The 21405-nt window shown below is 70.2% G+C and carries 25 protein-coding genes; 7 read left to right on the top strand and 18 right to left on the bottom strand.

Features of this window, described 5'->3' with window-relative positions; all coding sequences use genetic code 11:
• The first annotated feature begins 78 nt into the window (after positions 1-78).
• A complete protein-coding gene (locus ACFY01_RS43255) occupies positions 79-1443 on the top strand; it encodes an acyltransferase (RefSeq protein WP_390741267.1) in 1365 nt (454 codons plus the stop codon).
• Between the two features lie 75 nt (positions 1444-1518).
• On the opposite strand, the gene metK is transcribed toward ACFY01_RS43255, so the two are convergent.
• The 11 genes from metK to ACFY01_RS43200 all read right to left on the bottom strand — a co-directional run bounded on the left by metK (position 1519) and on the right by ACFY01_RS43200 (position 11496).
• The gene (metK, locus tag ACFY01_RS43250; RefSeq protein WP_390741266.1) at positions 1519-2742 is read right to left on the bottom strand and encodes a methionine adenosyltransferase; all 1224 of its coding nucleotides are present in this window, start codon (positions 2740-2742) and stop codon (positions 1519-1521) included.
• A gap of 39 nt (positions 2743-2781) precedes the next feature.
• Positions 2782-3492 (bottom strand): nucleosidase, encoded by a 711-nt coding sequence (locus tag ACFY01_RS43245; RefSeq protein WP_390741265.1) that lies wholly within the window; start codon positions 3490-3492, stop codon positions 2782-2784.
• A gap of 73 nt (positions 3493-3565) precedes the next feature.
• Positions 3566-4087 (bottom strand): hypothetical protein, encoded by a 522-nt coding sequence (locus ACFY01_RS43240; protein WP_390741264.1) that lies wholly within the window; start codon positions 4085-4087, stop codon positions 3566-3568.
• Between the two features lie 13 nt (positions 4088-4100).
• On the bottom strand, positions 4101-4784 hold the full coding sequence (locus tag ACFY01_RS43235; protein WP_390741263.1) for a transglutaminase family protein: 684 nt from the start codon (positions 4782-4784) through the stop codon (positions 4101-4103).
• Between the two features lie 88 nt (positions 4785-4872).
• Positions 4873-6033, bottom strand: coding sequence for an acyl-CoA dehydrogenase family protein (locus ACFY01_RS43230; RefSeq protein WP_390741262.1), 1161 nt, complete (start codon positions 6031-6033; stop codon positions 4873-4875).
• A 19-nt stretch (positions 6034-6052) separates the two neighbouring features.
• Positions 6053-6430 carry an ectoine synthase gene (locus ACFY01_RS43225; protein ID WP_390741261.1) on the bottom strand — a complete coding sequence of 126 codons (378 nt, stop codon included), beginning with the start codon at positions 6428-6430 and terminating at the stop codon, positions 6053-6055.
• Positions 6431-6486: 56 nt separating this feature from the next.
• Positions 6487-6747 (bottom strand): acyl carrier protein, encoded by a 261-nt coding sequence (locus ACFY01_RS43220; protein ID WP_390741260.1) that lies wholly within the window; start codon positions 6745-6747, stop codon positions 6487-6489.
• Positions 6744-8195, bottom strand: a complete 1452-nt coding sequence (locus tag ACFY01_RS43215; RefSeq protein ID WP_390741259.1) for an AMP-binding protein — start codon at positions 8193-8195, stop codon at positions 6744-6746. The genes ACFY01_RS43220 and ACFY01_RS43215 overlap by 4 nt, the downstream gene beginning before the upstream one ends.
• 112 nt (positions 8196-8307) lie before the next feature.
• The gene (locus ACFY01_RS43210) at positions 8308-8997 is read right to left on the bottom strand and encodes a LuxR C-terminal-related transcriptional regulator (RefSeq protein WP_390741258.1); all 690 of its coding nucleotides are present in this window, start codon (positions 8995-8997) and stop codon (positions 8308-8310) included.
• Positions 8998-9091: 94 nt separating this feature from the next.
• A complete protein-coding gene (locus ACFY01_RS43205) occupies positions 9092-10069 on the bottom strand; it encodes a DMT family transporter (protein ID WP_390741257.1) in 978 nt (325 codons plus the stop codon).
• A gap of 62 nt (positions 10070-10131) precedes the next feature.
• Positions 10132-11496, bottom strand: a complete 1365-nt coding sequence (locus ACFY01_RS43200) for a TrpB-like pyridoxal phosphate-dependent enzyme (RefSeq protein WP_390741256.1) — start codon at positions 11494-11496, stop codon at positions 10132-10134.
• Between the two features lie 326 nt (positions 11497-11822).
• On the opposite strand from ACFY01_RS43200, the gene ACFY01_RS43195 reads away from it, so the two are divergent.
• Positions 11823-12311, top strand: coding sequence for a GNAT family N-acetyltransferase (locus ACFY01_RS43195; protein ID WP_390741255.1), 489 nt, complete (start codon positions 11823-11825; stop codon positions 12309-12311).
• A gap of 221 nt (positions 12312-12532) precedes the next feature.
• Here ACFY01_RS43195 and ACFY01_RS43190 read toward each other — a convergent pair whose 3' ends face one another.
• Entirely contained in the window at positions 12533-13381 is an 849-nt protein-coding gene (locus ACFY01_RS43190; RefSeq protein ID WP_390741254.1) for an alpha/beta fold hydrolase, read from the bottom strand.
• A gap of 112 nt (positions 13382-13493) precedes the next feature.
• Here ACFY01_RS43190 and ACFY01_RS43185 point away from each other — a divergent pair, with 112 nt between their 5' ends.
• Positions 13494-13961, top strand: a complete 468-nt coding sequence (locus tag ACFY01_RS43185; protein ID WP_390741253.1) for a MarR family transcriptional regulator — start codon at positions 13494-13496, stop codon at positions 13959-13961.
• Between the two features lie 370 nt (positions 13962-14331).
• On the opposite strand, the gene ACFY01_RS43180 is transcribed toward ACFY01_RS43185, so the two are convergent.
• Positions 14332-14718, bottom strand: a complete 387-nt coding sequence (locus tag ACFY01_RS43180) for a fic family toxin-antitoxin system, toxin component (RefSeq protein ID WP_390741252.1) — start codon at positions 14716-14718, stop codon at positions 14332-14334.
• Positions 14715-15014 (bottom strand): DUF1778 domain-containing protein, encoded by a 300-nt coding sequence (locus ACFY01_RS43175; protein ID WP_390741251.1) that lies wholly within the window; start codon positions 15012-15014, stop codon positions 14715-14717. Before ACFY01_RS43175 ends, ACFY01_RS43180 begins: the two co-directional genes overlap by 4 nt.
• Positions 15015-15766: 752 nt before the next feature.
• On the opposite strand from ACFY01_RS43175, the gene ACFY01_RS43170 reads away from it, so the two are divergent.
• Positions 15767-16354, top strand: coding sequence for a hypothetical protein (locus ACFY01_RS43170; protein WP_390741250.1), 588 nt, complete (start codon positions 15767-15769; stop codon positions 16352-16354).
• Positions 16355-16647: 293 nt separating this feature from the next.
• Here the strand turns inward: ACFY01_RS43170 and ACFY01_RS43165 are convergent, their stop codons facing one another.
• The 4 genes from ACFY01_RS43165 to ACFY01_RS43150 all read right to left on the bottom strand — a co-directional run bounded on the left by ACFY01_RS43165 (position 16648) and on the right by ACFY01_RS43150 (position 19214).
• Positions 16648-16863, bottom strand: coding sequence for a hypothetical protein (locus tag ACFY01_RS43165; RefSeq protein ID WP_390741249.1), 216 nt, complete (start codon positions 16861-16863; stop codon positions 16648-16650).
• A gap of 5 nt (positions 16864-16868) precedes the next feature.
• Entirely contained in the window at positions 16869-17546 is a 678-nt protein-coding gene (locus tag ACFY01_RS43160) for a haloacid dehalogenase type II (RefSeq protein WP_390741248.1), read from the bottom strand.
• A gap of 139 nt (positions 17547-17685) precedes the next feature.
• Positions 17686-18585 carry an aminoglycoside phosphotransferase family protein gene (locus tag ACFY01_RS43155; RefSeq protein ID WP_390741247.1) on the bottom strand — a complete coding sequence of 300 codons (900 nt, stop codon included), beginning with the start codon at positions 18583-18585 and terminating at the stop codon, positions 17686-17688.
• A 242-nt stretch (positions 18586-18827) separates the two neighbouring features.
• Entirely contained in the window at positions 18828-19214 is a 387-nt protein-coding gene (locus ACFY01_RS43150; RefSeq protein ID WP_390741246.1) for a DUF4267 domain-containing protein, read from the bottom strand.
• A 114-nt stretch (positions 19215-19328) separates the two neighbouring features.
• Here ACFY01_RS43150 and ACFY01_RS43145 point away from each other — a divergent pair, with 114 nt between their 5' ends.
• From ACFY01_RS43145 to ACFY01_RS43135, 3 genes are all read left to right on the top strand, one after another.
• The gene (locus ACFY01_RS43145) at positions 19329-19964 is read left to right on the top strand and encodes a TetR/AcrR family transcriptional regulator (protein ID WP_390741245.1); all 636 of its coding nucleotides are present in this window, start codon (positions 19329-19331) and stop codon (positions 19962-19964) included.
• Between the two features lie 231 nt (positions 19965-20195).
• A complete protein-coding gene (locus ACFY01_RS43140) occupies positions 20196-20438 on the top strand; it encodes a DUF6207 family protein (RefSeq protein ID WP_390741285.1) in 243 nt (80 codons plus the stop codon).
• 608 nt (positions 20439-21046) lie between these two features.
• Positions 21047-21405, top strand: a 359-nt coding sequence (locus tag ACFY01_RS43135; RefSeq protein WP_390741244.1) for a GNAT family N-acetyltransferase, incomplete at its 3' end; no start/stop codon positions are given.

Below are 21405 nucleotides of genomic sequence, written 5' to 3'. Positions count from 1 at the left end.
GATTTCCTCGCGCGGTACACGGAACGCTGGAGTGTCCGCACATCCGCCGCGCCCGTCGGCCGACTTCAGTGAGGCACCGTGAACCTGCGCCCCGCCGCGTACCGGAGAGACCGCCAGACCGTCACCGTCCGAGCGGGAGGTGCGACCGGCGAGCGGGTGCGGCTGAGCGTGTACGACCTCATGACCGGCACCTTCGCCACCCCGCGCACCTTCTACTACCGGCGGACCCTGGACGCCGCGGCACTCAGGGCGTCCCTCGCCGCGACCCTGCCGCACTACCCGCTGCTGACCGGCCGGCTGGTGCGCGACGACGACGGCGGGCTCAGCGTCGTCTGCGCGGACGCGGGCATCCCGTTCACCGAGAGCCACAGCGACCGGACCATGCCCGAGTACGGCCTGGACCGCTCGGCCAAGCAGGACCTGAACTCGTACATCCACCGGGCAGCCGCCTTCAGGGTCGTCGGGCACGACGTCCCGCTGCTGACCGTGCGGATCACCCACATGCGGGGCGGCGGGTCGGTGCTGGGCGTCGCGATCAACCACAGCGTCGTGGACGGCTCCGGCTATCTCGACTTCCTCCAGCACTGGTCCCGGGTGCACCACGGCCTTCAGCACCGGGCGGCCCCGTACGCGCGCACCCTCCTCGACCACGTGGCGGACGGCGCGGCGCCCGGCGCCGAGGACCACAGCGACCAGTACGCCCTGGTCTCCGGGCGGCGCAAGTTCGGCTTCATCTGGCGGGTCAACGCCGGGGCGCGGCGGGTGCGTACGGTCACCCTGCGCTTCGCCGCCGACGAGGTGCGCGCCCTCCAGGAGCACGCCCGCGCCGGGCTCGCCGGCCGTGGCCCACGGATCTCCGCCGGTGACGCCCTGAGCGCCCACCTGTGGCAGGTGCTCGCCGAACTCCGGGCGCGGCCCGACGACAGCACCGAGCGCCTCGGGATGGTCGTCGGCCTGCGCTCCGCGCTGCGCGCGGCCCTGCCCGACGGCTACTGGGGCAACGCCGTCACGAACATCACCCCGGCACTGCCGGCCGGCGAGCTGCGCCGCGCCCCGCTCGCCGACACCGCCGCGGCCGTCCGTGAGGCCGTCGACAGCATCACGCCGGAGCGGGTGCGCGACGAGGTCGCCTTCCTCGAGGCCCAGCGCCGCGCCCGCCGTACGCACCGGATCCTCAGCCGCATGGCCCTGGACGCGTTCGAGGGCACCGTCGCGCTGAACAACGTCAGCCGACTGCCCGTCTACGACGTCGACTTCGGCGCGGGCCGGCCGTTCTGGTTCGAGTACCCGGCCAACCCCGTGCCGTGGACCCTCCTGGTCACTCCCACGCCTCTCGGCGACGACAGCCGGGACGTCCACTTCAGCGTCCCCGAGGACGCCGCCCGGGCCCTCGTCACACCGGAGTGGACCAAGCGCCTCCACACCCACGCACCACAGTCCTGAGCGCCCCGGGCCGGCCGGGCACACCGAGGCCCGGCGCCCCCGGGGGGATGCCGGGCCCGGCAGGCACCACAGGCGCTAGATGCCGGCCGCCGCACGAAGGGCGTCCACCCGGTCGGTGCGCTCCCAGGTGAAGTCGGGGAGCTCGCGGCCGAAGTGGCCGTAGGCGGCGGTCTGGGCGTAGATCGGGCGGAGCAGGTCGAGGTCGCGGATGATGGCGGCCGGGCGCAGATCGAAGACCTCGCCGATGGCGCGCTCGATCACGGCCTGCGGGACGAGGGCCGTACCGAAGGTCTCCACGAACAGACCGACCGGCTCGGCCTTGCCGATCGCGTACGCCACCTGCACCTCGCAGCGGGCGGCCAGACCCGCCGCGACCACGTTCTTGGCGACCCAGCGCATCGCGTACGCCGCCGAACGGTCCACCTTGGAGGGGTCCTTGCCGGAGAAGGCGCCGCCGCCATGGCGGGCCATGCCGCCGTAGGTGTCGATGATGATCTTGCGGCCGGTGAGGCCGGCGTCGCCCATAGGGCCGCCGATCTCGAACCGGCCGGTGGGGTTGACCAGCAGACGGTAGTCGTCGCTCTCCAGCTTGATGCCGTCGTCGGCCAGGGCGCCCAGGACGTGCTCGACGACATGGTCGCGGATGTCGGGGGTGAGCAGCGACCTGAGGTCGACGTCGGCCGCGTGCTGCGAGGAGACGACGACGGTGTCCAGCCGCACCGGCCTGCTGCCCAGGTACTCGACGGTGACCTGCGTCTTGCCGTCGGGCCGCAGATAGGGAAGTGTGCCGTCCTTGCGGACCTCGGTCAGCCGCCGGGACAGCCGGTGGGCCAGCTCGATGGGCAGCGGCATCAGGGACGGCGTCTCGTTGGTGGCGTAGCCGAACATCAGGCCCTGGTCGCCCGCGCCCTGCTGGTCGAGCCCGTCACCCCCGTCGCTGACGGAGGCACCCTCGACGCGGGACTCGTACGCCGAGTCGACGCCCTGGGCGATGTCGGGCGACTGGGCGCCCAGCGAGACGGACACCCCGCACGACAGCCCGTCGAAGCCCTTGGCCGAGGAGTCGTAGCCGATCTCCAGGATCTTCTCGCGGACCAGTTGCGCGATCGGCGCGTAGGCCTTGGTGGTGACCTCGCCGGCCACGTGCACCAGGCCGGTCGTGATCAGTGTCTCCACTGCCACGCGCGAGGAGGGGTCCTCGCGCAGCAGGGCATCGAGGATGGTGTCGCTGATCTGGTCGGCGATCTTGTCGGGATGCCCCTCGGTCACGGACTCCGAGGTGAACAGGCGACGGGACACAGCGCTCCCTTGGGTACGGCGGTCGCCGGCGACGGCAGGCTACGAGGCCTGCGGTGCCGGCAGCGGATGGACGGTGAAGGTGACGGACGTGCGCGTGCGCAGGGGCAGCCGACGGGGCGTTCCACCCGCCGGCAGATGCTCGTCGACCCAGGCGGCGAGGATCCCGGCGGCGTGGTCGACGGCCTCGGGCCAGGTGGTGCGGGCGCCCTCGTCGGCCTGGTCGCTGACGAACTTGACGAGACGTACGGGAACACCGAGCCGCCGGGCCACGGCCGCGACGGCGTACCCCTCCATGTCGACGAGATCGGCGTCACGGGCCAGCCGCTCGCGCACGGCGGAGTCGGAGACGAAGGTGTCCCCGGTCGCCAGGGTCGGCCCGGGCCCCGTGGCCACGGTCAGCGGCGCCCCGTGCACCTGGCCGCTGATCGCGTGCAGCAGGGCGGTGTCGAGGTCGTGCTGGAGGACCCGGGAGACCTCGTGCACGCCCAGCAGGCCCTCCTTCAGCGCTCCGGCCGTGCCCAGGTTGACGATCTCACCGGGCAGCTCGTTCCCGGCCAGCGCGAGGGCGAGGGCCGCCGTCGCGTTGACCTTCCCCATCCCGGTGACGAGCACGGGGAACCGGTCGTCCAGCCGGGCCGCCTCCTCCTCCACGGCCGCGACGATCAGCGGGCGGTCGGGGCGGATCTCACCGGTCAGGCGCGGGCGGAACACGGGGTCGGTGACCGGGGGAGCGGCCAGGGTGTCGGGCACGGTGCTTCCTGTCTTTCGCGGGAGTGGGATCCGTCCTGGGCGAGGGGCCCCGGGGCCCTCGCCGCCGCGGCGGTCAGCCGACCTCGCGCTCGGTGTCGAAGTCCTCGAGGTACGCCCGTTTCGCGGCCGGGTCGCGCGCCGACCGCAGGTAGGCCGACCAGGCACGGCGCTCGTGCCCGGTCACGTCCAGCTCGACGACGTCCTGGGTGGCGAGCTGGAGACCGTCCTCCTGTTCGTACGGCCGGAAGCCGTCCGCGTCCCGTACGTAGATCGCCTGGACCAGTTCGTTGCGGTCCCGCCACACGCAGACCTGCATGACGTGGTGGCCGCCCTCGCAGTGGTGCAGCAGGACGTAGCCGAGCTCCCTGCGGAACCCCAGCCGTCCGGCCGCCACCTCGGCGCGCAGGAACTCCCGCGCCTCCTCGCTCACCCCGGGCGTCGGGTCCTGGACCGCACCGCGGATGTCGTACCACTTCAGGCGGGCGCCCGTCAGCACCAGGTGCCCCCCGGGGCCGCTGACGTGCACGGGGTGGGACCAGTCGCCGTACTCGGCGTACCCGGTGAGGTCGCCGAGGTCTGCTGCCACTGCCGGCACCGGTGGACTCCTCTCAGGCGGCCGCGGACGCGGCCTCGTCGGCCAGCGAGCCGGCGACCGTGGTGTGGGCACTGGCGAACAGCTGCGGGTGCGCCTGCCGGATCCCGCCGACCACCAGGTCGTAGGGGACGTCGTCGAAGGAACCGTGCTCGTGGAGGAACTCCATGTGCCGGCGGCCGGTCTCGTCGTACGGGTGGTACAGGCTGTCCGTCCGGCCGTCGAAGTCCAGCGGCTTGATCCGGTACAGCCGGCACAGCAGCTTGTTGAAGACCGGGGTCGCCTTCACCCAGGTGTCCTCGAGGTTGACCACGGTCAGGCTGTGGAAGCGGAAGACGTCCCCGCCGACCAGCTCCCGCAGCCGCGGCGACGCCAGGTGGTTGCGCACGTCGCCGTAGTAGACCCGGCTCGGGATGCCCACGGCGCGCAGCGCGGTCGCGTACAGGATGGACTTGTGGACGCAGAAGCCGAAGCCCTTCTCCAGCACGCCGGTCGCGCTCAGGCCGTGCCGGGTCAGGTCGGCGCCGTACACCTCGTAGGTGATGCCGTCCCGGACGGCGTAGTAGAGGGCGATGGCCTTCTGGATGTCGGTCTCGGCCTCGGGCGCGCCGTCGAGGGTCTTGTCGACGAACGCGCGGACGGTCGGCGACCGGTGGTCCAGGAACTCGGTGGCGGCCAGCGTGGCGGTGTGCTCTGCCATGTTCTCGACGTTTCCTTCCGGATCCGCTCGGCAGATCCTGTCTCGGGTTCCTGTCTCGGGTTCCTGACCCGGGTTCCTGTCTCGGGTCCTATGCGGGCCCGACCGGACGGTTCAGGCCCATGAGGGTGGCCAGGCGCTGTCGCTGGATCTCCGAGGTGCCGGAGTAGATCCGCCCGCCGACGGCGTCCCTCAGGTCCTTCTCCACCCCGTACTCGCTGACGTAGCCGTAACCGCCGAACACCTGGATCGCGTTGAGCGCGGAACGCACGTTCGCCTCGCTCACCACCAGCTTGGTCATCGCTATGTCACTGGCGACATCGCCCTTGGCCTGGAGCTTCTCGGCCGTGTCGTAGATCCACTTCTGTGAGGTCTCCAGGTCGATCCGCATCTCCACGATCATGTTGGCGACCGACTGGTTCGCGCCGATGACCGAACCGAACTGGGTACGGGTGCGGGCGTACTCCACGCACCGCTCCAGCCGGCGGCGCATCTCCCCGACCGCGATCCCGAAGCCGCAGAGGATCTCCCACTTCATGACGTGGTCGAACAGGAGGAACCCGGCGCCCTTGCTGCCGACCACGTGGTCCCGGGGCACCCGGACGTCGTCCAGGAAGACCTCCGACAGCGGAGAGGTGCGCAGCCCCATCTTCGATATCGGACTGCCCACCGACAGCCCCGGCGAGTCCCGGCGCACCAGGAAGGCGGTGATCCCGGCCAGGTCCCCGGGCGCGCCGGTCCTGGCGTAGACGACGATCAGGTCGGCGATGGAGCCGTTGCTGATGAACGACTTGCTCCCGTTGAGCACGTAGTCGTCGCCGTCGACGACGGCGGTGGTGCGCATCCCCATCACGTCCGAACCGCCGGAGGGCTCGGTGATGGCATGCGCCCCGATCATCGTGCCGGCGCAGATCTCCGGCAGGTAGCGGGCCTTCAGCGCGGGCGAACCGAACCGCTGGAGCGGGACACCGGTGCTCACCATGTGCGTGGACGCCGAGAAGTTCAGCCCGGAGTCCTGGCACCCGTAGCCGAGCTGTTCCAGCACGTGGACGGTGGTCAGCAGATCCTTGCCCAGACCTCCGTACTCGGGGGCGAACGGCAGCCCGAACAGGCCGACGTTCTTCAGCCGCTGCCAGCCGTCCCGGTCGAAGGTGCCCGTCCGGTCGTGTTCGAGGTGGTCGGTGCCGAGCTTCGCGGCGACGGCGCCGATCGCCTCACGCAGTTCCTGCTGTTCCTCGCTCCAGCGAATCATGACGGGAGGGTTCCGATCCTCAGTACTGGGAGAAGGCTTCGTCGCTGAGACTGTGGCTCTCGTCGCCCCTCAGCGGCGGGTTGAAGACGCTGACCAGTTCCAGGTCCTCGTCGGGGGAGGCGATCAGGAAGTGGGCGTCGTGGTCGTCGAGGACGTACAGCACGCCGGGGGTCAGGTCCTGCGCGACGCTGCCGTCGGCGGCCTCGACCCGGCCCGAGCCGGCGATGCAGTAGCAGGCCTCCAGGTGGCGCCGGTACTGCAGCCGGGACTTGGTGCCCGCCCGGACGACGGTGTGGCAGATGCCGAAGCCCATGTTGTCGGCCTCGACCAGCAGGCGGTGGCTCGGACCGCTGCCCCACTCGACCGGGGCGACCTGTGACTTCTCGCGAATGAACATGTGTCGTTCTCCGTCTTTCTCCTAAAAGGGCGGGGCTGCTCGGGGAAAGGGGGGGCCTACTTGGGGGCGGTGACGCCCGCGTAGCGCTGGACGACCTTCTCGATGGCGGCGACCGACCGGAAGTCGTCCGGGGAGATCTCCAGGTCGGCGAACGGGATGTCGAAGCGGTCGCCCAGCCACTCGATGAGGCGCAGCAGGTCCAGGCTGCTGATTACCCCGTTCTCCAGCAGGTCGTAGAAGGGGTCCAGTTCGGAGACGGGCGTGCCGGGCAGGTACTCCGCCACGATGTACGCGGTGATGTCGCGTTGGATGGTCATGCGATCCTCTTCAGCAGCAGGCGACGGCTCACCTTGCCGGTGGGCCCGATCGGCAGCGGGTCGGTCAGCAGATGGAAGGCGGCGGGGATGGCCGCCCGGTTGACCTTGGCCGCGCAGTAGCTGCGCAGCTGCAGTCCGGTCACCGCGTCGTCGGTGCGCCGGACGAACGCGTGCAGTGCGGCCCCGGAGTCGGGGTGGGGCACGGCCACCACGGCCGCCTCGGCGACGTCCGCGTGGCCCTGGAGGACCCGTTCGACCTCCTCCAGATTGATCCGCACCCCGCGCACCTTGACCTGTGAGTCGGTGCGGCCCACCAGGGCCAGTTCACCGCTGTCGGAGCGGGTGACCAGGTCGCCGGTGCGGTACCAGGTGCGGCCGCCGCGAACGGTGAACCGGTCCTCTGCACCGGGCTCGCCGAGGTAGCCGGTGGTCTGGAACGGCGTGGACACGAGCAGTTCACCGGTGCCGGCGCCCCGCAGGACGTCACCGTCGGCCACGACCTCGACCACCACGCCCGGCAGGGGACTGCCCAGCGGCAGCACGTCCCGGTCGGCGGCCTCGTGGGCGGCGAGGGTGTGGATCATGCTGTCGTTCGTCTCGGTGCAGCCGTACACGTTGTGCAGCCGCGCCGCCGGAAAGAGCCGGGCCAGCCCGGCCCGTACCGTCCGGGGCACATGGTCGCCCGTCAGCAGCAGCTCCCGCACGCTCGGGAAGACCCACCCGGTGCCCGCCTCGGTCAGCAGCCGGAAGAACATCGGCACCGCCTGCACCACGTGCGGCCGGGTGCTCTCCAGCAGCCGCCGCAGGTACCCGGGGTCGACCGACCGGTCCTGGTCCACCGGTACGACGCTGCCGCCGTGCCGCAGCGTCGCCCAGATGTCCAGCAGCGTGAGGTCGAAGTTGAGCGGGGCGAAGTTGAGCACCCGCGTGCCGGCGCCGAGCGCGAACGCGCTGCCCGCCCAGGCGGTGAAGGCGTCGATACCGTCCTTGCCCAGCGGCACGAGTTTGGGGATGCCGGTGGAACCGGAGGTGGTCAGCAGCAGGCTGGTGCCCGGGGGCAGCGCCGGCGCGGTGTCCGGGGCTGCGGCCGCCGAGGAGTGCGTCAGGGCTCCGTCGTCGACGCCCAGTACGGCCTGGCAGCCGCTGCGCGCGACGAGTTCGGACAGCAGGTCCCGGCCGAGTTCCGTCGAGGCGAGCAGCAGCGGGCGGCCCTCCCGCAGACAGGCCAGCACCGTGGCCAGCGCCACGGGCGACTTGGGCGCCCGCAGGGCGAGCGGCCGCTGCCGGTCGGGATACCGCGAGCCCAGTTCCGCGCGGATCCGGTCGGCCGCACCGGCCAGCTCCCCGTATGTGACGACCTGTTCCCCGGTGTGGCCGAACAGCAGTGCCGGAGCGTCCGGGCTCTGCCGCGCACGCGCTGTGACGTCCTCTGCGAGCGATCTGGACATGGCTCCCCTTTTCACGGTCCACCGACCGGATAAACCGTCAACTACATTGTGCTGGCCGGTACTCGTCGTTTTCTTCGGACCAGCGGCGGGGTTTGGCACCCGTTCTTTGGACCTAATTCGGTGGCGAGCCAGTGAGGAAAAGGGGTTCCCACGCACGGACGATTGCCTGCGCCCGGTTACGTACACCGAGCTTGCGCAACAGATTCGACACATGGAATTTCACGGTCTTCTCGCTCAGCACCAGTGCCCGGGCGACCTCGCCGTTGGACATCCCTGCCGCTATGAGATCGAATATCTCGCGTTCCCTTGACGTCAATGCCGGCTCCTGCGGCGGACCGGCCTGTGCCGGGACACGCCGCACCACAAGATCCACGAGCCTTCGGGTCAGCGCCGGCGGGAGCACGGCGTGGCCGGCCGAGACCGCGCGGATCGTGGTGGCGATCTCGTTCAGTGCGGCGTCGTGCGGGACGACACCGTCCGCGCCGGCCCACACACACTCCAGCGCGAACTCGTCCGTGGCCTGGTCGACGAGGACGACCGCCGCGGTCCGGCGCGGGGTGCCGGCGGTCACGGCACGCAGGACGTCGCCGGTCTCCCAGCCGGGGTCGGTGCCGTCGATCAGTACGACCCGCGGCTCCGCGGCGTCCAGCAGGTGCAGCAGTTGCTGCGCCGAGCCGGCTTCCCCGACCGCCTCCAGACCGGGTTCGCCGGCCATGAGGGCGCGCAGTGCCGTCACGAGCAGCGGGCGACGGGCCAGGACGGCGATCCGGACCGACCGGGTGATGGGATCGGTGGTGGGCATCTGGGACATCGACCTCCGAACTCGCTTCATGAGATGCCGAGGTGAGGAGTGCCTCGGTCCGTGGACGCAGCGGCCCCGATGCCCGCCCGACCGGTCAGGGACGGCGGCCCGCCCCGCCCGCGGGCTCCGCCCGCGCGACCCCCGGGGCTGTGGCGAACTCCGGCTCGGCCGCGACGGGAGCCGGGCCCGCGGCACGCCCCGGCAGCCGCAACTGGTTCTCGCCGAGCAGGATGCTGGCCACGATCACCACGCCGCCGACGGGTACGTTCCAGCTGATCGTCTCGCCGAGGAAGACCGCGCTGATGATCAGACTGATGAACGGCACCAGGTAGTTGACCGAGGAAGCGCCGGTCGCCCCGATGTCGGCGATCAGCCGGTTGTACAGCACATAGGCGAGCCCCGTCCCGAACACCCCCAGCAGCACGATGCTCAGGGACACCGACCAGGTGAACGACGGGGTGCGCCAGCCCAGGAACGGCAGCAACGCCGCCTGGAGGACCAGCGCGACCAGGGTCTGGGCGGCGGCCGAGGACATCGGGGGGATGCCGCGGTCGGACAGGAACTTGCGCACGAACACCGCGTGCCCGGCATAGATCCCGGCGACCGCCAGACAGGCCAGCTCACCGCCGACGGTGCCGGTGGCGCCGTTCCAGGGCGCGATGACCAGCACGATCCCCGCGAAGCCGAGCACCAGCCCGGCCGCGCGGCGTACGGTCGCCCGCTCGCTGCGCAGCTGTACGGTGGCCAGCGCCAGCGTCAACAGCGGCGTGGCGCCGGTGAGCACACCGGCCATGGCCGCACTGGTGTGCTGCTCGCCCCAGGCGAGCAGCAGGAACGGGGCGACCATGCCCAGCACGGTCGTGACCGTGATGTGCACCCAGACGAAGCCGAACCGGGGCAGTCCGGCCCCGGTCACCGCGCCGATGCCGATCAGGACGACCGCCCCGAGGACCAGCCGGGCCAGCACCAGCTGCCCCGGGTTCAGCCCCTCTCCGGAGACCTTGATCAGGGGGTAGCTGGAGCCCCAGATGATCCCCAGGGCGACGAACTGCAGGGCGCTGACACGTTTCACGGGGTCGTCCCGTCCCTTCTGTCGTGTCTGTCGTGATCGCGGCCGGCGTGCACAGGGCCGTGTCAGGCGTTCACCAGCTCGGGGATGCTGGCCAGCCCCGTCTCCAGGGCGGCGGGGTCGATGCTGTCGTCGGCGAGCGTGCCGGACAGGTAACGCTCGTAGGCGCTGAGGTCGAAGTTGCCGTGACCGGACAGGCCGAACAGGATGGTCCTGGACACGCCCTCCTCGCGGCACCGGATCGCCTCGTCGACCGCGCCCCGGATCGCGTGGGTCGACTCGGGGGCCGGAATGATGCCCTCGGCGCGGGAGAACAGCACACCCGCCTCGAAGCAGTCGCGCTGGCGCAGCGCCACCGCCTCCATCAGCCCCTCCTCCACGACCCGGCTGATGAGCGGGGCGATGTTGTGCGCCCGCAGCCCGCCGGCGTGCACCGACGGCGGCACGAACTGGTGGCCCAGCGTGTGGGTGCGGGTCAGCGAGGTCAGGCCGGCGGTGTCCGAGTAGTCGTAGGCGATCCGCCCCTGGGTGAGCGAGGGGCAGGCGGCCGGCTCGGCGGCGATCAACCGGACGCCGGGGCCGCCGTGGAGCTGGGCGCGCAGGAAGGGGAACGCCAGACCGGCCAGGTTGCTGCCGCCGCCGGCGCAGCCGACGACGATGTCCGGGTAGTCCCCGGCCTTCTCCATCTGCAGGATCGCCTCCTGACCGATCACGGTCTGGTGCGCGCAGACGTGGTTCAGGGCGCTGCCGCGGGTGTAGCCCCAGCGGGGGTCGGAGAAGGCGACCTGAAGGGCCTCGGACTTGGCGATGCCCAGGCTGCCCGGGTGGTCCGGGTGCTCCTTCAGCACCGCCCGCCCGGCCTCGGTCTCCGTGCTCGGGCTCGCCGTGCAGCTGGCCCCGAAGGTCTCCATCACGGCACGCCTGTAGGGCTTTTGCTGGTAGCTCACCTTGACCATGAACACCTTGGCGTCCATGCCGAACAGGGAGGCCGCGAAGGCGACCGCGCTGCCCCACTGCCCCGCCCCGGTCTCGGCGATCAGGCCGGTACGGCCCGCCCGCTTGTTGTAGTAGGCCTGCGGGATCGCGGAGTTCGGCTTGAAGCTGCCGGTCGGCGCCCCACCCTCGTACTTGAAGTAGATCCGCGCCGGTGTGTCCAGGACCTTCTCCAGACCGCGGGCGCGCACCAGCGGCGAGGGCCGCCAACTCGCGTAGAACTGCCGTACCTCTCCGGGGATCTCGAACTCGGCTTCCCTGCTGAGCTCCTGGTCGACCAGCGCCTCCGGCATCGTGCGGGCCATCTCGTCACGAGTGACCGGCTTGCCGGTCGCCGGGCTCAACACCGGCGCCACATAGTCGAGGTCGGCGGCGATGTTGTACCAGGTCTCGGGAATCTCCCGGGCGCTGAGCTCGAACCGTACCGGCTCTGTCATGGCTGCCTCTCTGCGCGTCGATTTCGTTCTTCCGGCCACCCTCCAGACAACGCATACTGGCCACCGAACCCGTCGGCTGGATACCTCCGCCGCCAGGTGGTAGGGAAAACAATGGAAATTCCCGCGAGGCCGACCGCAGCCCCGCCGGACCTTCTGTTCCCCGACGGCACTGTGGTATGGGAAAGCACCCCTCGACGGGAAGTCCCGGAGCAAAAGAATGGGAATTCCACCAGTTCTGGACCGGCCGGCGGAAGGAATACCCGGCCGTGTGCCAACCTGTGTCCGCCGGGCGCGCGTCGGACCAACAGGACCAGGGGAAGCCAGAGATGATTCGTCCAGTCACCGCCGAGGACCTTCCGCTGCTCCACGCGATGGTGCAGGGCATGGCCGAGAACGAGGAGGCGACGGCACAGATCAGCACCGACGAGGACGAGCTGCGCCGCGCCCTGTTCGGCCCCGAGCCGCTGGCCCACGCCCACTTCGCCGTCGACGACAAGACCGGTGAGATCGTCGGCTACACCCTGTGGTGCCTGGTCTACAGCACCTGGCGCGGCACCGCCATCCACATCGACGACATCTACATCCGGCAGGACGCGGTCGGCCGCGGGTTCGACACGGCCCTGCTGAGCGCGCTGGCCGCCGTGTGCGCCGAACGCGGGTACCGCCACATGCAGTGGTGGGGACGGGTCACCAACGAACCGATCGCCGCGTTCTACCGGTCGCTCGGCGCGGAGATCCCCTCGGTGCAGGGCAAGGAACTGACCGTCTTCCGCCTGTCCGGCACACCGCTGGCCGACCTCGCCCGGCAGGCCTGACCCACCGGCACGCCCCATGCGCGAAACCCCGCCCCTGACACAGCAGGGACGGGGTTTTGTGACTTGGAGCGCCGGGCAGGCCTTGCACCTGCATTTCCCCGCAGGAAGCGGGGCGTCTTTCCTTGGACCACCAACGCATCGAGCACCACCCCCGGTTACCGGCGGCGAACTCGAGTACGACTATATCCCACTGACACCACTGGCACCGCTCGCCGACATTGTCACCGGGCGAACACGGTCTTCAGCGTCCGCGCCGTCGCCCGGGGGAACGCGGTGGCCCCGTTGTGCCCGCCCGGGAAGACGACCGGCTCCGTGCACAGCAGTCCGGCCAGCGCGAGCGCGCAGCGGTACGTGTGCACGGTCGGCCGGGTCGTCCGCCCCACCGCCGCGACGATCCGGGTCCCGGCCCGCGCCGCGGCCCGCACCGGCTCCGCCGGGTCGCAGGCGTCGGTCGTGACGGCCGTGAACTCTGTGCCGAGGAAGTGGCCGAAGTTGGCCTGGCGGCGGGGTGTCATCGGCTGCGGGGTGAGGCCCTCCTCGGTGTCGTCGTGGGCCGGGTCGATACCGAGGTGCCGGGCGATGGCCGCGAACGCCGCCGCCGGCCCCCCGGCGGTGTAGGCCTCCTGAATGGCCGTCAGCTCGGCCGCGTGCTCCGCGCGGTCGGCGTCGGGCAGCAGCCTCGGCGTCACCGGCTCGTGCGCCACCAGCGTCGCGAGCACGCCCGGGTGCCGGGCCACCACCTGGAGGCCGATCGCCCCGCCCATGCTGAACCCGGCCATCAGTGCCGGCCCGTCCGTGACTTCGGCGAGCAGGCGCGCCACGTCGTCGGCGTGCTCGGCCATGGTGAGGGGCCGGGCGGGGTCGTCCAGCGTGCTCCGCGACAGGCCGCGGCGGTCGTAGGTGACGACGGTGAAGGTGTCGGCCAGGTGCGGGACGAGGTCGACGGTGCGGTCGGCGTCGCCCTCGCCGCTCTGTGAGAGGAGCAGGACGGGGCCGCTGCCCTCGACCTGGTAATGGAGGGTGGCACCCGGGACGGAGAGGCTGCGGGCGGTGGCGGCGTTCGTGGCCATGGCGGATCCCCCTTGAAGTCTGCCGTCGGCACCTCCGACCGGCACCACGACAGTAATGCATCGAAAAAGATGCATCAATATAGATGCATCAAAAAAGATGTACCCTCACCGTATGAACGGAGTCGAACTGTTCCTCCTGGGCCGCACCCTCATGAAGATCGGCGAACAAGCCATGCCCGAGCCCAAGTCGGGCCCACGGGGCTCGGTCCGCTCGGTACTGGTCACCCTCGGCGACATCGTCACCCACCCCGGCACGACCGTCGGCGAGATCACCGCCCGCACGGGCCTGCCCCAGAGCCAGGTCTCCACCGCCGTCGCCCGCCTGGAGGAAACCGGCTCGATCACCACCGCCCCCGACCCCACCGACCGCCGCCGCCGCCTCATCCACCCCGCGGCGCGCCCCTCCCCCCGAGTCGCCGAGGTCCGCGCAACCACCATCGACGCAGCCCTCGCAACCGCCCTCACCACCCCCGACGGCACCCCCCCACCCCCGGAAACCCTCACCGAGATCACCACAGCCCTCGAAGCCCTGGCCCGCCACCTGACCCCAGAAACAGCCACCCGGGCCCGCGAACTCTGAAGGAGAACCCCACCGCAAGCGAGGTGCGGGCACTGCCTCACGCTCGTCGGCGGCACGGCCGCCGGGTGATTGGCAGATATGGGTCAGGGCCGTCCTGTAAAGCCGAGTGCCTGCGGTGGCTCGTCGTCGGTCCCATCGGTCTGCACAAGCGGGAAGCCCCACCTCTGGCATCTGAGGGGCGGGGCTTCCGTGTGGAGCGCCGGGCAGGCCTTGCACCTGCATTTCCCCGCAGGAAGGGGCGTCTTTCCTTGGACCACCAACGCACTGAGCCCTGCCTGCTCTCGGCGGCGCGCTCAAGATCCGCGTCGAGCAGGATGGCGTAGAAGGTGAGGGCCCGGGGTGCTGCTCCCGACTGCCTGCGTTGCGCATCTCAGGGCGTGCGCCACGTCCGGAGCTGACGGCCGATCAACCCAACGCCCGTCGAACCAGAAGCGGCGTTACGCACCAGCACGACCGCCTCCTTCGGCGGATAGTCGAGCCGGCACCCGTTCAGGGCCAAGTACGCCTCTGCGGCGTGCCAGGCGAAGGCCTCGTTGGAGTGCTCCAGAGAGGGCAGCCGCGCCAGCGTCTGAAGCAGCGCCGCCGCCTTGAGGTACAGGGACCCGTAGATGTCGCGCTCCAGAGCTCGGGCATTGACCCGGGCGACAGCCGCGTAGAGCGGGCCGTAGTCGTCCACCTGCGGATCGCCGGGCAGCAGCTCGGCGGCGTGCAGCAGGAAGGTCACATCAAGCGGATGAATGGGTTCGTTCTGAGTCACGCGGCGTGGTCCTGCCCCTGCTGCTCCTCGAGATCACGCCGGGCCTCCAGCTCCGCGGCACGCTGCTGCGCAGCGGGATCGACCGTGCCGGCCTCCTGGGCGAACACGTCGCCGCTGCGGGACATCGACTCCCTGAATGCGTCGAGAAAGCGTTCTTCCACGGCAGTGGCACGAGCGTAGGCAGCCGAGAGGATGTATTCCTGCAGGCTGACGCCCTCCTGCCTTGCGGCGGCCTCGATCGCGGCGCGCTGGGCCGGATCGGGAAAACGCAGGTTCATAGCTTTGGGGTGCGACATGGTACTGATGGTACCTTCGGTACTACAGGCCGGGCCAGCCCCGGTAGCCCGTGCCAGAAAAGGCACCCCGTGATCACGCCTTGCTCCGGATCACATTGCCTGGAGCTCGGTCGCTCCCGGCGGTGGTGAGTGTGGCCGCGCCGATCACCCCACCCGCCGCCTTCCCGGCATCACCGTTCGCCAACGAGCAAGGACTGGCGCCTGTACTTCCACCAGGCAACTTTGACCCGCTGAACGGGAGAGAGCCCCACGGCTTCCCTGGCCGCCCGCACAAGCCAGAAGCCCCGCCTCTGAACTATTCAGGGGCGGGGCTTCCGATCTTTGGAGCGCCGGGGAGGCCTTGCACCTGCATTTCCCCGCAGGAAGCGGGGCGTCTTTCCTTGGACCACCAACGCACTGAGCCGTGACCGCTTGTAGCGGCATGCTCAAGATCCACTATTAGCACTTGTATCCGCGACCTGATCCTCGCCGACTTCATGAAGGTACTGCTGGACTGGGTGGCCCTGGTGGAACACCGAGCGCCACCCGGCAGCCTTGAGGACAACACCACGCTCCGGCAGGCGTGGGCAGCACGCGCGGCAGAGGGATGTGCTGAGCTCGACTTCGGGCTGGCGGCTGCGGTCTCGGGTGCTCGGACCAGGATTACGGTGACAGCGGCTGCCTTTTCCGGACTGGGAACCGCATGGCCGCAGGCCAAGCTGGACAGAGTTGGCCAGTAGCCGATGGGGAGGGCCGCGCGGGGGAGGCGGGGGATGAGTGCTGACGATTGGTCGGCTCTGGCGGGGGTGTCGTCTACGGTGCTGGCTCTGGCAGCAGTCGTGGTCGCCCTGGTCGCGTTCAGGTCAGAGCACCGACGGGCGAACTTCGAGATCGCTCGGGTCCTGCATCATGATTTGACCACCGGCGAAGTCGCTGCTGCCCGCAAGCTCGTCGGAAGCCTTCACTATGGCGACTTCGGGTCGCAGCCCGCGACGGCTGACTGGGGTGACTCCCTGACCGCCTATTTCACACTGCTTTGGTGCTTTGAACGAATCGAAGCCGGTCGCGGTGCCTTGTGGCGCAAGGGCGTCCGCAACGGCCGGCGAGGTGACGACGCAGTCGGCTATCTCGATGAGCTTGTTGCGTGGCACGTTGCCGAATACGCCTGTGGCTTCGCCATCGCGCGCAGGAAGCTTGCAGACGCATCTGCCGCGGAAGTGTCTGATGACAAGTCGGCGGCTGGCTTCCATAGGCTGCTGCTCGCCCTACAGGACAAGGGATTGGTCGATCGCACTTATCGCGCAGGGGAGTGTCCGGGAGCCGAATGCCCCTGTGCATGCCATCAACAGACGGCGTCCTAGAAGCGCGAGTCCACTGTGTGGTAATCGCTTCGTGTGCGCAGCGGGTGCCGAGGCGGCCGGACTTGGCGTCGAGGCCGGCCCGGGCAGGCAGGTTTTGAGCAGGGCGGCTCGCTGGGCGGTCTGTTTCACGCGGTCGGTCCAGGCCTGGGCGGCCTGAGTGGTCTAGGGGGGCGGGATGCCGCGCGGCCTCGCTGTACAGCCAGCGGTCGCGCTGTGCGTCGTGGGGGTCGAGATTGCATGGCCCGTGCCGTAAGTGACTGCCCTTACCTACTCCTCAGTGACGGATTCCGGAGTCACGTCCGGCTGCTCCCGCTCCACCAGGGAATGTCGGCAGGCAGGAACCGCACAGGGCAGCGGCAGCACACGCAGATGGTGCACGGGACGACGGCCTGCAGCGCGGCGGCCGTGTCCAGCAGCTGGGGCGCGCCCACTCGGGCATGGTGCCGCGGGTGGATGCCGACCGCGACCACCGCGGCGACCTGCACCGCCCACATGGCGATGGCCGCCACGCGAGTCAGCCGATGAGACGCGCGAGTTCTGTCAGGTTCTCCGCGGCGAGGGAGGGCTCGGTCAGCGAGCGCGGGTAGGCGGTACGCCCGCGTCGGAGCCAGGCGCCGGCCAGCCCCGCCCGCTGGGCGCCGTCGACGTCCCACGGGTGGACGGCCACCAGCATGGCCTGCTCAGGGCGAACACCGGCGCGTTCGACCGCGTAGCGGTAGGCACGCGGGTGTGGCTTCCACCGGCCAGGACCGGCGACGTCCCACAGCGCCTCGAAGCAGTCTCGGACGCCTGCCCTGTCCAGGAGGCTGTCGGAGTGTGCAGCACTGCCGTTGGTCATGGTCACCAGGCGGTATCCGGCCGCGCGTAGCGCCCGCACTCCGGCCGGCACGTCTGGGTGCACCTCCAGCTCGGAGAAGCCGGACACGACGTGGCGGACCGCAGCCTCCGGATCCGTGGGCTGGTGCGCCATCCCCGTCAGCAGTCCGCGCAGGCTGTCGCTGGCCAGGTCAGCGAAGTCCGCGTAGGAATCGGCTGCAGCAAGCGCGAACCCGTCGCGGAGAGTCCCGGCGAACCACAGCGGCATCAACTCAGCCGGGGCGCCGATCTCCTCGAATCGGCCACGCAACGGGGCCAGGTCGTTGAGGGTCTCGTTGACATCGAAGATCAGCACTGCTGGCCTTTCAGCGAGCATGGCTGGCGTCCTCCTCGGGACTGTGGCTGGTCAGGAATGGGGGACGCTGGGCTCTCCGACCACGGGGACCGGGTCAGCCGACTGAGCAGAGCATGCACATTATGCCCATATTGCCCTTTGGTGAGTATCTTCAGGCTCTTCAGCCCTCCTGCAGCACCGCCCGGATCACGTGCCGGGCATTGTGCGCCATCGCCGGGTTCGTCTTCCGGTAGTACGGCAGCGCGATCAGTGCCTGCGAGAGTGTCCGTCCCCGGCCCCGGATCCAGGTCGCGTCGTCTACGCTCAGCGCCTCGCGGAAGACTGCCCTCGCCTTGGCTGGCAGCAGATTCCACGCCGGGAACAGATCGCAGGCCGGATCGCCCGTCCCCAGACACCCGAAGTCGATTACCGAGGTCAGCCTGCCACCGTCCACCAGCAGGTTGCCCGGCATGAGATCGGCGTGCAGCCACACCGGCGGCCCGTCCCAGCCAGGGGCCCGCAGCGCTTCCTCCCACACGGCTGTGGCGGCATCGCAGTCGATGCCCTCCTGTGGGATTGCGCGCAGCTGCTCGATCGCCGTCCGGGTCTCCGCGTCGAGCGAGGCGACCGGCCCCCCACGGTGGGCCTGCGGCGCACCCGGCAGGGTAATGCTCCGCATCGCCGCCACGAACTCGGCCAGATCCTCGGCCAGCAGCACCGGCTCGCTCAGGGCTCCCGCCTCGGGATTCTTCCCCGCTAGCCACCGGTACACCGACCACGACCACGGATACCCCTCCGCGGGCTCCCCCTTCCCGAGTGCCTCAGGGATCGTCGTAGGAAGGTGAGGCGCGAGCCGGGGCAGCCACGTCCGCTCCATCGACACGTCGTTGGCCCCGCCCTGCACGAGCGGCAACCGAACGACCATGTCATCGCCCAGCCGGTACATGGCGTTGACCGTCCCGCCGGACGGAAACCGCTCGACCGCCAGCCCCGCCCACTGCGGGAACTGCCCGGCGATCAGCCGCCGTACAAGGTCGGCGTCGATGGGATGCATACCGGGATGCATCTGCCCTGCGTTCATGGCACGTCATCCGACCGCCGGACAGTGGCGAGCGTCAATCGCTTTTCCGGCGCGACCGCTTTCACGACACGCCCTTCAGGGTGCCTCCGGCTCAGCGTCGCTGCGCGTGGGGCTGAGCCGGTCTCGTGAGTACCCGGCTCGCCCCGTGGCGGGGTTCCGGTCTGTGACGTCTCCGGGGGGCTTGCCGCGATGCGGCGCACCCATCGGTTGGCGCCCTTGCGGGAGACGGTCGGGGGCCTGGGTCAGGACAGCAGCAGTACGGTGCCGGCGGCGGCCATGACGGCGGTGGTACCACCGTGGATTCCGTAGTACGCCTTGGCGGGTCCGCCGCTGAGCTTGGTGATGATTGCGTCTCCGAGCGTGACGAGTGAGCCGGCCAGCATCATCCAGCCGTGGAGGTGCGTACCTGCACCGAGCAGCGCGATCAGAAGGAAGAGGCCGTAGCCGATGTCGCGGCCGGCCAGGACGGAGAACCAGGCGCGGAAGGCGGGATCCTCGGTGCGGGTGCCGGGGATGCCGAACTCTGCCGCGACCTGCGGGGCCCACAGGTTTCGGAGGCCGACGAGGATGATCCCGACGGCGATTGCCCAGGTGATCACGGTGGCGGCAGTGGTAACGGCGGTAGGCATGGCAGGTGTTCCCCTCTCGTGGCGGCGCCGACCCCCTGTCGAGCGCCGCTCGTTCTGCTAGCAATGCTAGTCAGATCGTTGCTCTGATGTCTAGCAGTGCTAGAATTTCTTCTTGTGTCCTTCGCCAGTAATCGCCGCGAACGGGAGCGCGCCGAGCGCCGCCGCCTGATCCTCGCCGTGGCGCGCGAGTTGGCCGAGGCCGAGGGCTGGGACGCGGTCACCACCCGCCGCCTCGCCGAACGCGTGGAGTACAGCCAGCCCGTCCTCTACAGCCACTTCGAAAGCAAGGACGCCATCGTCGCGGCCGTTGCCGAAGAGGGCTTCACCGAACTGGCCGTGCTGCTGCGCCGTGCCCGGACCGCCGCCCGCGGGAGGGACCCGCAACGCGGCCCGCGCGCAGTGTGCCGGGCCTACCTGCGCTTCGCCACCGAACACCCGGCCCTCTACCAGGCCATGTTCGTGATGCCCACGCAGCTGAAGTTCGCCGGCGACGACACACCGACAGCGCTGCTCGCGGCCTTCGACGCATTCGTGGACGCACTGCCCCAAGACACCGCCGAACGCGGGGCACGCGCCGAACTGCTCTGGGCCGCGCTCCACGGCATCTGCACCCTGTCGGCCGCCCGCCGCGTCGCGGCGCAGGGCGAGAAGACGCACCTGGACCTGCTCATCAACGGGATCACCCCGAAAGACTCCAGATCAACGTCTTCGGGCGGGGAGAGCAACTCGGCAAGTCTGTCCCACCCCTGAGCACGGGGTGGGAATTGCTTTCAAATATCGCCATCCCCGGGGACGCCGGCCATAGCGGGGCCTGGACGGCGGAGGCTCCCAGCGGCCGGACGCGGGGCGTACCTCTTTGAGCGGGTGCTGCCCTGCAGCGCGTTCGCCACGGGGTCACCCGACCACTGCCCCGTGCCTTCGCCCGGGTGAGCTTCCCCGGTGTTGGCGAACCGACGCCACTGCGCCGGCGTCGACCAGAGCATGAAGCCGATCAGGGACGGACACGTTGTGGAACCGGGGCTCGTGGTGGTCGACGTCGCGGCCGCGGACGACGACACCGCTTTCGCTTTCCAGGAGGCGCTCGCCGGGCGCCCGGCGACCGCGACGGATGACCGGACAACCAGAGTGCCCGGTGAGCCGGGCGTACGGCCGCGCTGCTACCTCGATCTGCGCCAGGAGCTCCCCGCCGTGGCCGGCCCGGCCACGAAGCCAGCCACGGCGTAGAGAAGACCCATGGCGAGGCGGCGTCCTTGCCGAACAGCGGTACCTGCGCCACGTCGACGTCCGTGCGGACGCAGTGAGGCCGGGCAGGGTGCCGTCAGCGTCCTGCGCTGTCCTGGGCGATGTCGATGGCCGTTTCCGTCACCACCTCGGGCTGCACCAGGTGGACCGAGGCTCGTAACGAGTGCGGCCGCAGCCCGGAGTACCGTCCACCGCCTTTACGCCGCCCGGCGGGCACTGCCCGGTCCACCACCCGTCGGGCGCCGACCGATCGCCGCTCCTGACCGCGACGCCGACCATGAGCGCACCGCGGTAGCGCGATGCGTCGCCTGCTGGCACGACGGGCGACCGAGCCTATGGAACAGCCTGCCTCCGGGCTGCTTTGGTATGAGCTGTGCACCCGTCTCGCCTGCTTCCGGCAGCCCGGTCAGCGGCTCGGACGACCGGGAGACACTGCCTCTACCACCAGGACGTCGGAGAAGCCGCCGATCAGCTCCACCCGTGCACCGCTCCCGGGAAACAGCACATCCTCAATCGTCTTGCTCGCCACGGCAGGAACACATTGCTGAAACGATCCCGCCTTCCCGCCTCTGACCTGGGAGGATGGGCTCATGACCGAGATCCGCACACCCCGTCTCCTCCTTCGTAGCTGGCACGACGACGACCTCGTGCCGATGGCGGACATCAACGCGGATCCAAGGGTGATGCGCTGGATCGACGACGGCTCGGTGCGCGACCTGGACCACACGGCCGAGGCCATCGAGCGATGGGAGGAGGAATGGGACGAGGAGGGCTTCGGACTCTTCGCCGTCGAGCTGCTGGCCTCGGGCGAACTGATCGGGTTCACGGGACTGTCCGTGCCGGAGTTCCTGCCCGAGGTGATGCCCGCCGTGGCGATCAGCTGGCGGCTCGGCTCACAGTTCTGGGGCCAGGGATACGCGTCCGAAGCCGCGCACGCCACGCTGGAGTT

This window comes from Streptomyces sp. NPDC001480 (assembly GCF_042894725.1).
Taxonomy (GTDB): Bacteria; Actinomycetota; Actinomycetes; order Streptomycetales; family Streptomycetaceae; genus Streptomyces.
Note: the sequence above shows the minus strand (reverse complement) of the source record. Positions and strands in the feature narration are given on the sequence as shown.